The organism is Bradyrhizobium sp., from assembly GCF_049581145.1.
Taxonomy (GTDB): domain Bacteria; phylum Pseudomonadota; class Alphaproteobacteria; order Rhizobiales; family Xanthobacteraceae; genus Bradyrhizobium.
This window is the reverse complement of the sequence record NZ_JBAURI010000832.1, coordinates 1-15,332: the sequence shown is the minus strand read 5'-3', so window position 1 is coordinate 15,332 and position 15,332 is coordinate 1. Positions and strand designations below refer to the sequence as shown.

The 15,332-nt window shown below is 64.4% G+C and carries 11 protein-coding genes; 9 read left to right on the top strand and 2 right to left on the bottom strand.

Features of this window, described 5'->3' with window-relative positions; translation table 11 throughout:
• The 5 genes from WCB02_RS27340 to WCB02_RS27320 form a co-directional block, all read left to right on the top strand.
• Positions 1–321, top strand: a 321-nt coding sequence (locus tag WCB02_RS27340) for a nucleotide-binding domain containing protein (RefSeq protein WP_423962875.1), incomplete at its 5' end; no start/stop codon positions are given.
• A gap of 363 nt (positions 322–684) precedes the next feature.
• Entirely contained in the window at positions 685–2,373 is a 1,689-nt protein-coding gene (locus WCB02_RS27335) for a HAMP domain-containing methyl-accepting chemotaxis protein (RefSeq protein ID WP_423962874.1), read from the top strand.
• Between the two features lie 52 nt (positions 2,374–2,425).
• Positions 2,426–2,767: a hypothetical protein gene (locus WCB02_RS27330; protein WP_423962873.1), complete on the top strand. Its 342-nt coding sequence runs from the start codon at positions 2,426–2,428 to the stop codon at positions 2,765–2,767.
• 98 nt (positions 2,768–2,865) lie between these two features.
• The gene (locus tag WCB02_RS27325; RefSeq protein WP_423962872.1) at positions 2,866–6,045 is read left to right on the top strand and encodes an efflux RND transporter permease subunit; all 3,180 of its coding nucleotides are present in this window, start codon (positions 2,866–2,868) and stop codon (positions 6,043–6,045) included.
• The gene (locus tag WCB02_RS27320) at positions 6,035–7,237 is read left to right on the top strand and encodes an efflux RND transporter periplasmic adaptor subunit (RefSeq protein ID WP_423962871.1); all 1,203 of its coding nucleotides are present in this window, start codon (positions 6,035–6,037) and stop codon (positions 7,235–7,237) included. The genes WCB02_RS27325 and WCB02_RS27320 overlap by 11 nt, the downstream gene beginning before the upstream one ends.
• Positions 7,238–7,389: 152 nt before the next feature.
• Here the strand turns inward: WCB02_RS27320 and WCB02_RS27315 are convergent, their stop codons facing one another.
• Both WCB02_RS27315 and WCB02_RS27310 read right to left on the bottom strand, forming a co-directional pair.
• Entirely contained in the window at positions 7,390–8,904 is a 1,515-nt protein-coding gene (locus WCB02_RS27315) for an acetyl-CoA acetyltransferase (RefSeq protein WP_423962870.1), read from the bottom strand.
• A gap of 147 nt (positions 8,905–9,051) precedes the next feature.
• Positions 9,052–10,185, bottom strand: coding sequence for a nitronate monooxygenase (locus WCB02_RS27310; protein WP_423962869.1), 1,134 nt, complete (start codon positions 10,183–10,185; stop codon positions 9,052–9,054).
• Between the two features lie 248 nt (positions 10,186–10,433).
• On the opposite strand from WCB02_RS27310, the gene WCB02_RS27305 reads away from it, so the two are divergent.
• The 4 genes from WCB02_RS27305 (at position 10,434) to WCB02_RS27290 (ending at position 15,126) form a co-directional block, all read left to right on the top strand.
• Positions 10,434–12,116 (top strand): flavin-containing monooxygenase, encoded by a 1,683-nt coding sequence (locus tag WCB02_RS27305; protein WP_423962868.1) that lies wholly within the window; start codon positions 10,434–10,436, stop codon positions 12,114–12,116.
• A gap of 141 nt (positions 12,117–12,257) precedes the next feature.
• Complete coding sequence (yghU, locus tag WCB02_RS27300) at positions 12,258–13,142, top strand: glutathione-dependent disulfide-bond oxidoreductase (RefSeq protein ID WP_423962867.1); 885 nt, start codon at positions 12,258–12,260, stop codon at positions 13,140–13,142.
• A 195-nt stretch (positions 13,143–13,337) separates the two neighbouring features.
• Positions 13,338–14,096, top strand: a complete 759-nt coding sequence (locus WCB02_RS27295; protein WP_423962866.1) for an alpha/beta fold hydrolase — start codon at positions 13,338–13,340, stop codon at positions 14,094–14,096.
• 259 nt (positions 14,097–14,355) lie between these two features.
• Positions 14,356–15,126 carry an outer membrane protein gene (locus WCB02_RS27290; RefSeq protein ID WP_423962865.1) on the top strand — a complete coding sequence of 257 codons (771 nt, stop codon included), beginning with the start codon at positions 14,356–14,358 and terminating at the stop codon, positions 15,124–15,126.
• Positions 15,127–15,332 lie beyond the last annotated feature (206 nt).

Sequence of the window (15,332 nt, the reverse complement as noted above, 5' to 3'; positions counted from 1 at the left end):
GGGCCGGACCGAGTCGCCGCGCTGCAGGCCCGCCACGGCCGCGATGCGGCGGGGCACGCGATCGAGCAGGCGATGGCCGACATCGCCGAAGGGTTGGTGCAGGCGGGCGTTCGGCGCTTGGTGGTGGCCGGCGGCGAGACCTCGGGCGCCGTGGTGGACCGCCTCGGCATTCCCGGCTTCCTGGTGGGAGCCGAAATCTCAGCCGGTGTCCCGGTGCTGCGCGCGGTCGGCGCGAAAGACGGCGAGATGCTGCTTGCCCTGAAGTCGGGCAATTTCGGGGGGGCGGAGTTTTTTTCCGATGCGCTGAAGCTGATGTGCTAGGCGCGTTTTCAGCGCGCCATGGGCGTGCCGGGAACAAAGCCGCCCTCCGGAGCGCGCGCTGTACGATGAATGGTCGCGGAGCCGGGTCGAGTCTGAGCGCGGGGCTGCGCCTGCAGCGGAGACGCCGGTCGATCGCCATGCGCGGACTTTGTGGTGACTTGAAACGATCGGGCCGCGGACATCAGCCCGCGCAAGTTGCGCGCTGGACAGCTAATTTGATATGTCAGTGATGTCCTGCTCTCCGCAGTTGCACGGAGAGGTAAATTAACCATTGCTGAGTTTATGCCGTCTTACTTTCGGACCTCCCGTGCGCGCCGGGCGGACGATTGGGCGCGCCTACCCGAAACCCGAGGCAGTCCGGTCATGCTCGCCAAATTCTCGATCCGCTCGAAAATCATTGGTTTTGCAACGTTGCTGCTGCTCGCGCTGACCGCGACGGGCCTGCTCGCGGCGCGGGACATGCGGGCGATGAACGAAAACGCCGTTCAAATCGCCACCAACTGGTTGCCGAGCGTCCGCGTGCTGGGCGAACTGCATTCCGGCATCATCACCTATCGCAGCGTGCTGCGGCAGCACATGCTGGCCGAGACGCTCGAGGACAAGGACGCGGTTGAAAAGACCATGGCGACGGTTGTCGCAAGCAACGACAAGATTCGCCAGACCTACGAACCCATGATCAGCGGTCCCGAAGAGCGCGCGTTCTATGACGCCTGGGCCAAAAGCTGGACTGAATATAAGGCGGTTGCGGAGAAGGTCATGGAGCTCTCGCGCAAAGGCGCCGGCCGGCTGCCGCAAGAGGCGATCGACCTCAACAAGACCGCGGTCAAGCTGGGTACTGCGTCCGATGCCCTGCTGGTCAAGGACATCGAATTCAACAACACGGGCGCCGAGACCGAGACCAAAGCCGCGGCCGATACCTATAGCAGCGCTCTCACGACGCTCGCGCTGATCGTAGTCGGAGTCCTTGCGATGGGTATCGTGGTCAGCTTGCTGGTGATCCGGGACATTTCGAGCGGCATTGCCTCGATCGTGAAGCCGATGCAGGCGCTGGGCAATGGTGATCTCGCGGCTCAGGTTCCGCATCGCGGCGAGACCACCGAGATCGGCGTCATGGCCGACGCCCTGCAGGTGTTCAAGGAGGCATTGATCGCCAAGAAAGCCGCCGACGAGGCGGCCGCACGGGACGCGGAAGTCAAGATCGAGCGCGGCCGCCGGGTCGACACCGTCACCCGTGAGTTCGAGCAGTCGATCGGCAACATCGTCAACACGGTCTCCTCGGCGTCGACCCAGCTCGAAGCTTCGGCTGGTTCGCTGTCGGCCACGGCGGAACGCTCGCAGGGGCTCGCGACGGCGGTCGCGGCGGCCTCGGAAGAAGCCACCGCCAACGTGCAGTCGGTCGCCTCTGCGACGGAAGAGCTTTCCTCGTCTGTCAACGAGATCAGCCGCCAGGTGCAGGAATCGGCCCGGATGGCGGGCGACGCAGTCGGCCAGGCACGCAACACGACCGACCGCGTCAGCGAACTGTCGAAGGCCGCAAGCCGGATCGGCGACGTGGTCGAACTCATCAACACCATTGCGGGCCAGACCAACCTCTTGGCGCTGAACGCGACCATCGAAGCGGCGCGCGCCGGAGAAGCGGGCCGCGGCTTTGCCGTGGTCGCCTCCGAGGTCAAGGCACTGGCTGAGCAGACCGCGAAGGCGACCGGCGAGATCGGCCAGCAGATCACCGGCATCCAGGCGGCGACCCACGACTCGGTGAATGCGATCAGGGAAATTTCCGGCACCATCGAAAAACTCTCGGAAATCTCCTCGACCATCGCGGCCGCGGTCGAAGAGCAGGGCGCCGCGACCCAGGAAATCTCCCGCAACGTGCAGCAGGCTGCCCACGGCACTCAGCAGGTCTCGTCCAACATCACCGACGTGCAGCGCGGCGCCACCGAGACCGGTTCGGCGTCCTCCCAGGTCCTTGCCGCCGCCAAGTCGCTGTCGGGCGACAGCGGCCGGCTCAAGGCCGAGGTGGCCAAATTCCTTACCTCGGTCCGCGCCGCCTGAGCGCCATCTCGGGCTCCTTGCGCTCGAACTGAGCCGACGCTCCGCGGCCTCGATGCGCTCGAACGCGGCTGACATCCGCAACGACGCTGCCGAAATCTCCGGCAAGGTGGATCATCTGCGGGCGATTTTGACCGCGTGGTTGCACCACGACGGGCGCGCAGCGACGCGGATTGACAGGGTACTGTCGAAATCGGGGCGCGCTGCGAGATCTTTCGGCACGCCGCGCTTGCTGCAAAGTCATTCGCAACGAAGCGCACGCGGCGTGTTGGTTGAATTTGACTTGACCGGCGATGGCAAAGCACTGGTCATGGCGCTCATTCCGGGCCGCGATCGATCTCAGCATGGCCTCACCCGTGCCACCGAGCGCGGTTCTCGGGGAATTGAAGGTAAGTGATGCTGACGGATGTTGGCTGTTCGCCGCGGTTCAGGTAAATCGCCATCATCGCACAGGATGAGGGGCGTCCGGCGCGACCTCTGGGGGATATCTAGTTTATGGTCGCACTCGTTCGCATTGCGCTCAGCCGGCCATATACGTTCGTCGTGCTGGCCCTGCTGCTGTTGATCTTCGGGCCGCTCGCGGCGCTGCGCACGCCGACCGACATCTTTCCCGACATCCGAATTCCGGTGATCGGCGTGGTCTGGCAGTATACCGGGTTGCCTCCCGATCAGATGTCCGGCCGCGTCGTCACGCCGTTCGAGCGCGCCCTGACGACCACCGTCAACGACATCGAGCACATCGTTTCCAATTCCTACAATGGCGTCGGGATCGTCAAGATCTTCTTCCAGCCCAATGTCGATATCCGGACCGCCAATGCGCAGGTCACAGCGATTTCGCAGACGCTGCTGAAAGTGATGCCGCCCGGCGCGACGCCCCCCCTGATCCTCAACTATAATGCCTCCACGGTGCCGATCATCCAGGTGGCGTTGTCGGGCGACGGGCTGACCGAGCAGAACCTCGCCGATATCGGCATCAACCAGCTCCGAACGCCGCTGATCACGGTGCCCGGCGCCGCGATTCCCTATCCCTATGGCGGCAAGCAGCGCGAGATCCAGATCGACCTCAATCCGGACGCGCTGCAGGCGCGCGGGCTGTCGGGCCAGGACGTGGCCAATGCGCTGGCCGCGCAGAACCTGATCACGCCGGTCGGGACCCAGAAGATCGGCGGATTCGAATACAGCATCCAGCTCAACAATTCGCCGCTTCGTATGGAGGAGCTCGGCGACCTGCCGATCAAGGCCGTCGGCGGTGCCATGGTCTATGTCCGCGACGTCGCCAGCGTGCGCGACGGCAATCCGCCGCAGACCAATATCGTCCACGTCAACGGCAACCGTTCGGTGCTGATGATGGTGCTGAAGGCGGGCTTCACCTCGACGCTCGATATCATCGCCGGCATCAAGCAGAAAGTGATCGATGTCCGCGACCAGATGCCGGATGCGCTCAGGGTCGGATTCATCGGCGATCAGTCGGTATTCGTCCGCAGCGCGATCAATGGCGTCGCCTCCGAGGGCGTCATCGCAGCGTTGCTGACGTCGGTGATGATCCTGTTGTTTCTCGGCAGTTGGCGTTCGACGCTGATCATCGCGGTGTCGATCCCGCTGTCGGTGATGGGCGCGATCGTCCTGCTGTGGTCGCTCGGCGAAACCCTCAACATCATGACGCTCGGCGGTCTCGCGCTCGCGGTCGGCATCCTGGTCGACGAGGCGACGGTGACGATCGAGAATATCAACTGGCATCTGGAACAGGGCAAGCCGGTCGAAATCGCGATCATGGACGGCGCCAACCAGATCGTGGTGCCGGCGTTCGTTTCGCTGCTCTGCATCTGCATCGTGTTCGTGCCGATGTTCTTCCTGACTGGCGTCTCGCGTTTCCTGTTCGTGCCGATGGCGGAAGCCGTGATGTTCGCGATGCTGTGGTCGTTCATCCTGTCGCGCACCCTGGTGCCGACGATGGCGAAATATCTCCTGCGTCCGCACGAGCACCATGCCGAGGGCGCGCCGCTGTCGCGCAATCCGCTGGTGCGGTTTCAACGCGGATTCGAGGCGGGGTTTGCGCGCGTGCGCGGCTCCTATCACGAGTTGCTCACCTTCGCGATGCGGGGACGGGCGGTGTTCGTGCTCGGATTTCTCGGTTTCGTCGGGCTCTCGTTCCTGCTGGTCCCCTATATCGGCCGCAATTTCTTTCCGGCGGTCGATACCGGGTCGATCCTGATGCATGTCCGTACCCAGATCGGCACTCGCATCGAGGAAAGTGCCAATCAGTTCGCCGACGTGCAAAAGGCGATTCGGGGGATCATACCGCCGGCGGAGATCGATACGGTCGCCGACAACATCGGCATGCCGATCTCCGGCATCAACATGACGTACAACAATACCGGGGTGATCGGCCCGCAGGACGGCGACATCCAGATCAAGCTGAAGGAGGGCCACCGGCCGACCGAAGACTATGTCCGTTCGTTGCGCGAGCAGTTGCCCCGTGCCTTTCCGGGCATCACCTTCGCGTTCCTGCCGGCCGATATCGTCAGCCAGATCCTGAATTTCGGCGCGCCGGCCCCGATCGATCTGCAGGTCCGCGGTGCCAACATCAATGCGAATTTCGCCTACGCCAACAAGCTTCTGAAACGGATTCGCCATATTCCCGGTATTGCCGATGCGCGCCTGCAGCAGTCGCCGAGCAATCCGACCTTCAATATCGACGTCGATCGGACCCGCGCGCAATATGTCGGACTGACCGAACGCGACGTCACCAACAGCCTGACCGTCAATCTCGCCGGCAGCTCGCAGGTGGCCCCGACCTACTATCTCAATCCCGACAACGGCGTGTCGTATTCGGTCGTGATGCAAACGCCGCAGTTCCAGATCGATTCCTTGAGCGCGCTCGAAACCCTGCCGATCACGGCGGCTTCGACCAACAATCCGCCGATCCTCGGCGGCATCGCCAATATCACGCGATCGGTATCGAGCGCGGTCGTCTCGCAATACGACATCCAGCCGATGGTGCAGATCTTCGCCACCCCGCAGGGGCGCGATCTCGGCGCGATCGCCTCCGACGTCAGGACCGCGATCGCGGACACCGCCAAGGAGGTGCCGAAAGGCAGCTCGGTGGCACTTTTGGGCCAGGTGCAGACCATGGAGAGCGCGTTTTCCGGATTGCTGTTCGGCCTGCTCGCGGCGGTCGTGCTGATCTATCTTTTGATCGTCGTGAACTTCCAGTCCTGGTCCGATCCCTTCGTGATCATCACGGCGTTGCCGGCCGCGCTCGCCGGCATCATCTGGATGCTATTCGCGACACAGACCACGCTGTCGGTCCCGGCGCTGACCGGCGCGATCATGTGCATGGGCGTCGCCACGGCCAACAGCGTGCTGGTGATCAGTTTCGCCCGCGAGCGCTACGACGAGCTCGGCGATCCCGTGGCGGCCGCGCTCGAGGCCGGCTTCGTGCGCTTCCGCCCCGTGCTGATGACCGCGCTGGCGATGGTGATCGGCATGACACCGATGGCGCTGGGGCTCGGCGATGGCGGCGAGCAGAACGCCCCGTTGGGCCGCGCCGTGATCGGTGGCTTGATCTTTGCAACGACGGCGACGCTGATATTTGTTCCCGTGGTTTTTAGTATGATGCACAAGAAGCGGGTCGCCAAAGCGCCTGCCGGACCGGAGACATCGCATGCCCACTGAACGACGTTCGACAGTCTCGCGCTGGAAGCTGAGTGCTTTCGGTGTTGGTGCTGGCCTCGCCGCCGGACTGGTCGTGGTGAGCGGGATTCGCGCGCGCGAGGATTCCAGTGTCAAGCTCAGGGAATGGACCGACGAGCAAGCGATCCCGACGGTCGCGGTGGTGCAGCCCGATCCGAAGGCGCTCAGCGCGACTCTCGATTTGCCGGGACGTTTGGAAGCCTATTACCGCGCGCCGATCTTTGCGCGGGTCAGCGGCTACCTGAAGAGCTGGAGTGCCGACATCGGCGCGCAGGTCAAGGCCGGACAGGTGATCGCCGAGATCGAAGCGCCGGACCTCGATCAGCAGCTCCTGCAGGCACGCGCCGATCTCACGAGCCAGCAAGCCAGCGCCAAGCTGTCGGAAGCCACCCTGACCCGTCGCAAGACGCTGATCGCCTCGAACTTCGTCTCGATGCAGGAGATCGACGAGCGTACTGCCGACCTCGACAACAAGAAGGCAGCGGTCAATGCCAGCCAGGCCAATGTCGAACGGCTGGAAGCGCTGGCCGGCTACAAGAAGATCACCGTGCCGTTCGACGGCGTGGTCACGGCCCGCGACACCGACGTCGGCGCGCTGATCAATGCCGGCGGCGGCAGCGGACCGCCGATGTTCGTGATTTCCGACGTCAGGAAGCTCAGGGTCTATGTCAGCGTGCCGCAGAACTACGTGCCGGAAATCAAGATCGGCGCCAAGGCCGTCATCACGGTGCCGGAATATCCGAACCGGACGTTTCTGGCGACCGTGGAAGCCTCTTCGCAATCAGTCGACATCGGCTCCGGCACGACGCGCATGCAGCTCGGGCTCGACAATTCGAGCGGCGAGCTGCTGCCGGGCGGCTATGCCAATGTGCGCCTGAGCCTGCAGCGTGACACCATCCCGCTGCACATTCCGTCAAGCGCGCTGATCTTCAACCAGAGCGGCCTGCGCGTGGCAACCGTCGGCCTCGACGACCGGGTGCTGTTCAAGACCGTGACGATCGCGCGCGATCTCGGTCGCGAGATCGAGCTGTCGGCGGGACTGTCGGCGGAGGACCGCGTCATCATCGCGCCGCCGGATGGCATCGCCGACGGCGACCAGGTCCACGTTACCGGCGCTGCCGCCGGCAAGGCCGGCCCCGCGAAGATTTCCGAGCGACAGGACGCGAAGGGGTAGGGCAGACAGGGACAAAATCCCTCCTCCCTGGGTCGCCGTGCCCGGGCATGGGTCTTTCCGCAAACCTTGCATGGCCGTGGCCGGCCGGCCATAGGCGAGCGAAGCGACGTCGTTCGGACGGGGTCTGGTTGGCAAAGACGGAGAAACCTGTCTCAGCCCACCCGCCATTCCGGCACGCCGTCCGCAGCCATCGCAATCTCGCCAAGCGAGCCGACCGGTGAGCTGTCCATGTTCATGAGATGGCCGAGCGTTGCGCTGTCCCGCGCCGGCACCCGCGCCAGTGTCCGCGCGTCCAGCTCGGTCCGCAGCATCACCACCCCATGCTCGATTTCGCCGCTGCGGCCATAGAGCACGGTGAAGCTTTCAACCAGCCCCTTGCCGTTCGCCTCGGTGACGAAATCCGGCACGGTGCGCTTGTGTCTGTCGGCCTCGGCCTGCACGCTGGTCTCTTGCGCCAACGCCTGTTGCGGCGCCCGCCGCGACAGGACCAAGGCGTGGTGCTTGGTGACAAAACCGCCCTGGCCGTACAGCAGGCCGAGACGGCCGCCTTCGCGCAAGCCTCGCACCATCGCGCAAGCCGCATGCGTCATGTAGCTGTTGAGCGGCGCGCCAAAGAACGTCAGGCCGCCGGTGACGGTCGGCCGCACGCCGGCGCCCAGCCCCAGCGTGCGCCGCGCCATTTTGGGCACGCAGGGAAAACAGCTATAGAGCTCGATCATGTCGAACGCTCGGCCGTCGCCGCCGGCGAGATCCATCGCCGCGCGCAGCACCGCATTCTGCGGATGGCTCTCGAAGAACTGGTCGCGGAGGAGATAATCGCGTGGCTCTTCCGCCGAGGCGCCGCCGCTAGCGTAGACCAGCCGGTCCTCGGCAATGCCGGCGGCGCGCGCCTTCGCAAGCGATGTCACGAGCACCGCGGCGCCCATGTTGACGGTCGGATTGGCGACCATCAGTTTGGTGTAGGGCCACGCGATCAGCCGGTTGTCGGGTGAAGGCGTCGTGATCTCGGCGGCCGTGACATGGCGCTTGAGCCAGGCGTTCGGATTGTGCGAGGCCACTTCGGAATAGCGCGACCACAGTTCGCCGGACTCCACCATCGCCTGGCGCGGCGTCTGTCCCCAATGCGCCGAGCTGGCGGCTTCATAGAAAGGATAGACGCTTACCGGGCGGAACACGCCGAGCTTGACGGCCAACGGCTTCTGGAACGCCGCGCCGCGCTTCGGCTCCTCTACATCATGCGCGAACGGCGTCCACGGCAGCGTCACGCCTGAGCGCTCGGCCTTGGTCGCGGTCGACTGCGCCTCGGCGCCGCAGATGGCCGCAACCGAGCATTCGCCGCGCGCGATGCGCAAGGCTGCCTCATGCAGATAACGGATCGGGCTCTCGCCGCCGACCGGGCCGTAATAGAGATGCGCGGGTGCAATGCCCAGCCGCTGCGCCAGCAGTTTTTCCGGATCGCGATAGCGCCAGCTGAGGAAATTGACGACGTCGAGAGAGCCGATGTCGCCGAGCAGCCTGGCGCCAGAGTCGGCTTCCGCGCGACTGAGCGCCTGCTCCAGCAGCGCCAGCGGCTCGAGTCCGTCGGCGATGTCCTTGGGCCGATCGACGATCTCGCCGACGCCGACGATGACGGGAATACGGTGTTCTGGAAGAGGGGATGCTGCCATTCGTGCTGTTTCACTTTCGAGATGGTCGATCGTTGCAGCTTGCTGCGTCATTGCGGGCGCGAGCGAAGCGATTCATCGTACCGCAAAAAAGCGAGCATCGATGACGATCGTCGCAAGGGCTCCTCGCAATGACAGAATGCGCGGCGGCTACTCCGCCACCAGCGCGTTGATGTACTCGACGGCTTCGGCAAAATCCTCCTTGAATTCCTGCACCACGGCGCCTGCCGATTTCACGCTGTCGATCAGGCCGACGCCCTGGCCGACGAAATAGCTGACGAGGTCTCTCGCGCGGGCGTTGCCGGCGGCGGCTGAGCGGTCGATCGCATTGAAGGCGTCGCGGCTGATGATGCTCTGCAGCGGCATCGGCAGCGCGCCGGGGCTGTCCGCGCCTTTGTCCCAGGCGTCGGTCCAGACCGAGCGCAACTGCCGCGCGGGCTTGCCGGTGCGGCCTCTGGAGCGGACGGCGTCGCGCGAAGAGGCCGCGATCATCTTCTCGCGAAAGATCTCCGTGGTCTCCGATTCCACGGTGGCGAGCCATACCGAGCCGGTCCAGACCCCGGCCGCGCCCATTGCCATGCAGGCGGCCATCTGGCGTCCGGTCATGATGCCGCCCGCCGCCAGCACCGGCACGTCGCGGATATCCTGGATCGCCTTGATCACTTCCGGCACCAGCACCATGGTGGAGACGTCGCCGCAATGGCCGCCCGCCTCGGTGCCCTGCACGACGAGAATGTCGACGCCGGCCGCGACCTGACGCAGCGCATGCTCCTTGGCGCCGACGAGTGCCGCCACGGGAACACCGTGGGCCTTGCCCATCTCGATCATTGCTTTCGGCGGGACGCCGAGCGCATTGGCGATCAGCCGGATCGGATGGCGGAACGAGACCTCGAGCAGGTCGAGCGCGGTCTGCGCGTCGAACGGCTGCGGCTGGTTGTCAGCGACGTTGGTCGTGATCAGCTCGATGTCGTATTTTTTCAGCAGATTGCGGGTGAAGTCGAGATGCTCCGGCGAGATCCGCGCCTCCAGGCTTTTCCAGGTGACGTTCTTTTCGCCCGCGGTCGAGATGTTCTCGGGGATCAGCACGTCGACGCCATAGGGCCTGCCGTCGACGTGATCGTCGATCCATTTCAGTTCCTGCTCGATCGTCTTGGGCGAATGCACCGTCGCGCCCAGCACGCCGAAGCCGCCGGCGCGACTGACCGCGGCGACCACGTCCCGGCAATGGCTGAACGCCAGAAGCGGAAACTCGATACCCAGCATCGCGCAGATCGGCGATTTCATGGTGTGTCTACTCCCTGCGGCAGCTCTGCGGTGCCTGATGACGTGACGGTAGCCCAACACGGGGTTTGAAGCCAAGCGGGTTCGTTCCCGCTGCAACTTGCGTGCAGGCGCTGCGGAAGCTTTAGCCCGCCGCACTTTCCATGCAGCAGAATTAGCCTGGTGAATGGCGTCCTGTCGCCTCTTGCGCTTTCGGTCGGTGCGGAGAATGTTGGTTCTCCATAAGAGAATTCTCGAGGGAGCGCCGAACCATGTCCGCCTTGCGATCCAGTCCAGGCAACAGCGAGAGCACGACCGATACCGATACCGATGTCGTCGTGGTCGGCGCCGGCTTTGCCGGCCTGTATCAGCTGCACCGGCTGCGTGGCCTGGGGCTTGCGGTGCGCGTCTATGAGCAGGGCGATGGCGTCGGCGGCACCTGGTACTGGAACCGCTACCCCGGCGCGCGCTGCGACGTCGAGAGCATGCAGTATTCCTATTCCTTCTCCGACGAGTTGCAGCAGGAATGGGACTGGAGCGAGCGCTACGCGCCGCAGCCCGAGATTCTGAAATACGCCAACCACGTCGCCGACCGCTTCAACCTGCGGGGCGACATCCGGTTCAACACCCGCGTCGAGCAGGCCGTATTCGACGAGAGCACCAATCTCTGGTCGGTCACCGTCTCCGACGGCAACGTGGTGACGGCCAAGTTCGTCGTGCTTGCAACCGGCTGCCTGTCGAATGCGCGGATGCCCGACATCAAGGGCCTCGATCGCTTCGAAGGGCATGTCTATCATACCGGCAACTGGCCGCATCAGCCGGTCGATTTCACCGGCCTGCGCGTCGGCGTGATCGGCACCGGTTCGTCGGCAATCCAGTCGATTCCCGTGATCGCCGAACAGGCAAAACATCTCACGGTGTTTCAGCGCACCCCGAACTTCTCGATTCCCGCCCGCAACGCACCATTGACGAAGGCGGAGCGGCAAGAGTGTCGCGCCAACTATCCCGAAATCCGGCGCTTTGCCCGCGAGGAGGCGCGCAACGGCATCTATACCGACTTGCCCGATCGCGGCGCGCTGGACGACGACGACAACGCGCGCCGCGCCCGCTACGAGGCGCGCTGGCAGCGCGGCGGGCTGACCTTCATGTCCGCGTACAACAATCTGGCGCTCGACCAGAAGGCCAACGACACAGCCGCCGTTTTCGTGCGCGAAAAGATCGCCGAGATCGTCAAGGACCCGGAGACCGCAAGACTGCTGCAGCCGACCTCCTATCCGATCGGCACGAAGCGCATCTGCGTCGACACCGATTACTTCGCGACCTTCAACCGGCCGAACGTGACGCTGCTCGACATCAAGTCCTATCCGATCGAGGAGATTTTGCCGCGCGCGGTGCGCGTCGGCGGCCAGGATTGCAGAGCAGACCATGAGATCGAGGCGCTGGTGCTCGCAACCGGTTTCGACGCGATGACCGGCTCGGTCGCCAAGATCGACATTCATGGCCGCGACGGCCTGACGCTGAAGCGGAAATGGGCCGAGGGCCCCAGGACCTATCTGGGGTTGATGAGCGCCGGCTTTCCCAATCTCTTCATCGTCACCGGACCCGGCAGCCCGTCGGTGCTCTCCAACATGATCGTGTCGATCGAGCAGCACGTCGACTGGATCACCGACGCCATCGCTTATCTGCGCGAGCACGGCCTCGACACCATGGAAGCACGCGGAGACGCCGAGGACAAATGGGTGGCCCATGTCAACGAGGTTGCGCAGACTACACTCTATCCCCAGGCCGATTCCTGGTACATGGGCGCCAACATCCCCGGCAAGCCGCGCATTTTCATGCCCTATATCGGCGGCGTCGGGCCGTACCGGCAAATCTGCAACGACGTGGCGGCCAGGGGCTATGAGGGATTTGCGATGCTGCGCGCCGAACCGCAACAAAAGGCAGCGGCGTCATAGCTTTGTTCTCTTAGGGTGGGCAAAGCGCAGCGTGCCCACCATTTGTCGTCGATCGGATATAAGGTGGGCGCGGCGCAAGGGCGCCGTTGCCCATCGATTGCTTCGTCGTAACGACCGAGCCGCAAACATCTGGAGCCAGCCGTGACCGAACCATCCGCCTACGAACCGCCCAAAGTCTGGACCTGGAACAAGGAGAACGGCGGCAGGTTCGCCAGCACCAATCGGCCGATCGCGGGGCCGACCCATGACAAGGAGCTTCCGGTCGGCCGCCATCCGCTGCAGCTTTATTCGCTGGCGACGCCGAACGGGGTGAAGGTCACGGTGATGCTCGAGGAATTGCTGGCGCTCGGCCACACCGGCGCCGAGTACGATGCGTGGCTGATCAAGATCGACGGCAATCAGTTCGGCAGCGGCTTTGTCGCAGTCAACCCGAACTCCAAGATCCCGGCGCTGATGGACCACAGCGGGCCGACGCCGATCCGGGTGTTCGAGTCCGGTTCGATCCTGGTCTATCTCGCCGAGAAGTTTGGCGCATTGCTGCCGACCAGCGGCCAGCTGCGGGCGGAATGCCTGTCCTGGCTGTTCTGGCAGATGGGCAGCGCACCCTATCTCGGCGGCGGGTTCGGCCATTTCTACGCCTACGCGCCAATCAAGATCGAATATGCCATCGACCGCTTCGCGATGGAGGTGAAGCGCCAGTTCGACGTGCTCGACCGGCGCCTTGCCGACAACGAATATCTCTCGGGCGGCGACTATTCGATCGCGGATATCGCGGTCTGGCCCTGGTACGGCGCGCTGGCGAAGGGGCTGTTGTATGGCGCCGGCGAGTTTCTCTCGGTCGGGGACTACAAGCACGTGCAGCGCTGGACTGAGGCGATCGCCAAACGTCCGGCCGTCGTACGCGGCAGGATGGTCAACCGGATCTTCGGCGAGCCCTCGAGCCAGTTGCATGAACGTCACGACGCCAGCGATTTCGATACCAGGACGCAGGACAGGATCGGAGAAGCTGCGGCGTCGGGCGCGTAGGGGGCCGATTGAGCTAACCGGTCCGCGCGGGCCCGTTGGGCTGCCTCCCTGTGAAGTGGCCGTGACAGGCATCGAGGAGGGGGGCCAATGATGGATCCGGTCAGACGTGCCATACTGGCAACGGGCGCTGCGGCCGCAGCGTTGGCGGCTGTCTCGCGCGCGTCTGCTGGTGAAGCCGGGCAGGGAGGAGCAAGCATGGGGACTTACGAAAAAGGCGCGGTTCGCATCCACTTCGAGGAGGCAGGGTCCGGCTTTCCCTTGCTGCTGATCGCCGGCGGCGGACTGAACTCGACGATCGCGGGCTTCTCGGGCCCGCTGTCACCCTTCAACCCGATGGAGGCGTTTCGGGGCGAGTACCGCTGCATCGCATCCGACCTGCGCAACGCCAATGGCGGCCAGTCCACCGGCCCGCTCGACATCGACCGTCCCTGGGACGCCCATACTGACGATCATCTCGGGTTGATGGACCATCTCGGCATCGACAAGTTCATGGTGCTGGGCTTCTGCATCGGCGGCCCCTTCATCTGGAACCTATTGCGGCGCGCGCCCGATCGCGTCGCAGCCGCCGTCCTGGCGCAGCCCTCGGGGTCGCGTCCGGAAATGCGCGACCTCTTCTACGACAACAACATCAAGAACTGGGGCCCGGAGCTGGTCAAACGCCGGCCAGACCTCTCGATGGAGCAGGTCGAGCAGTTCCTGACCCGGATGTATCGCACCAACCCCGACTTCGTCTTCACCGTGAGCCGCGATTTCGTGCGCAACTGCCAGACGCCGGTGCTGATCCTGCCCGACGATATCCCAGCCCATCCCTATGCGGTGGCCATGGAGGCGGCCATGCTGGCGCCGAAGGCGGAGGTCAGCATGTTTCCATGGAAGGAGCCCAAGGAGCGGATTCCGCTCGCGGTGCGGCAGATCCGTTCCTTCCTGCGCGCGCACCAGCCGGCTGCCGCGTAGCGGATCGCGGCCGCCGGATGGCGCTTTGCACGCATAGGAGGCAGTATGTGGTATATCTCTTGCAGTGCGGGTAATGAGGCTTTGTCTCCACTTGCGAACCGGTCGTACCGCAGCTCATCGGCCTGCGGAGGTTGTTGTAAAAAGGTCGCTTCGCCGCGAAAGCGTGTGACCCGACGCTTGTTTCACTTTGCGTGTTCGGGGGCATGGGGCTTAGTTATTGTTCCGTTGGACCAAAAATTCTTGGATTCGGACGGCTTTCATGAAGAAGCGCTTTATTGCGAGTTTCGTCGTCGCCCTGTTGAGCGCAGCATCTGCGGTTGCGGCCGATCTGCCGTTGAAAGCGCGACCGCCTGCGGTCGCCGCGACCAACTGGTCGGGATTTTATCTCGGCGTCGTCGGCGGCGGTGAGATTGGCCAGACCTCGACCGATTTCATCTTTGCCAACAACCCGGCCTATCCCGGTACCCCGGGGCGGGTTTCGCCAAACGGCAGCGGCGGCCTGATCGGCGCCGAAGCCGGCTACAATTATCAGGTCGGCAGCTTCGTCGGCGGCATCGAAGGCGATGTCGACTACGCGCGAATCTCCGGCTTCGGCACATCGGTCGGCCCCAGCGGCTTCTTCATGGCGCCGACCCAGCAGACCATCAATCTTTATGGCACGTTGCGCGGACGGGTCGGCTTCCTGGCCACCCCGGACCTCCTGCTCTACGCGACCGGCGGCATGGCGGTCGGCGATGTCAGCCTGGCGACCAGTTTTGTTCCGACCGGCATCCTCGGCGGCAATTGCATCAACAGCTCCTGCGGCGTCGGCTCGGCCTCGGCCACAAAGGTAGGCGCGACGGTCGGCGCCGGGCTTGAATACGCCCTGTCGAACCACATCTCGATCAAGGCCGAATATCTATACGTCGATCTCGGCCACACCTCGACGACCTTTCCGCTGACGCTCGCGGTGAGCCAGATGGCGGCCAATTCCTCGTATCAAGAGCACGTGGTCCGCGCCGGCGTGAACTTCAAGCTCGGGGCTCCCTGAGCGGACGGCCTCGGGCAGCCGTTCCGGCGAGCGCGCAGGGTGCGCCAAGCGAGAATACGGGTGAGCTGAAGGCACCGCTTGCGCCGATGCCCACCCTCGGCTCGGGAACGGTGGGGGCACCTCCGCTGTCGCCCTGCGAGTGACGCCGAAAACTTTGCCCGCCCTACGAGCTACGGCTGATGCGTAAGGGGGGTTACGTTCAACGG